The sequence below is a fragment of the Thermogemmata fonticola genome (assembly GCF_013694095.1).
Taxonomy (GTDB): Bacteria; Planctomycetota; Planctomycetia; order Gemmatales; family Gemmataceae; genus Thermogemmata; species Thermogemmata fonticola.
In genome coordinates, this window is record NZ_JACEFB010000045.1 from 1 (window position 1) to 481 (window position 481).

Below are 481 nucleotides of genomic sequence, written 5' to 3' on the forward strand. Positions count from 1 at the left end.
GTACCACAGGAGGGTGCCGCAGAGCGGGAGAACCCAGCGGTGGAGGAGGTTGGCTCGCTGCCAGCCGGGAAGTTGGCGGCACCAGAGGAGAAGGCCAGGGGAGGCATAGCGGCGGCGGGGCCGGAGGGAACGGCCGAGAAGCACCGAGGGGGCGAGTTGCAGCCGCAACTGTTGCAGAACGCGGTGGGCGTCCCGGTCCCAGAAGAGGTCGGGAGGCGGGGTGAAGCTCCAGGGGGTGCGGGTGCAATGCGGCGTCCTCATGGCTTGCTCCTGGTGTCGCTGGTGGCGGGATACGCGGGGTGAGCAGCATTCCCCTCCACAGCGGTATTTGACATTTTTTACTTTAAGTGTTCAGGTGTTTCAGTATAAATATGCACCCTAAAATTGGCCCTGTCAAATGAAAATGGCAAAATTTTTCCAAAAAGTGGTTTTTTCCTGGAAAAAGCAGGGGAAAATGGCGAGCGGCGAGCGGTGGATGATG

At 59.7% G+C, this 481-nt stretch carries 1 protein-coding gene; it reads right to left on the reverse strand.

What is annotated here, in order from left to right; genetic code table 11:
* A partial coding sequence (locus tag H0921_RS17620) for a hypothetical protein (protein WP_194539842.1) occupies positions 1–261 on the reverse strand: 261 nt, incomplete at its 3' end.
* Positions 262–481 lie beyond the last annotated feature (220 nt).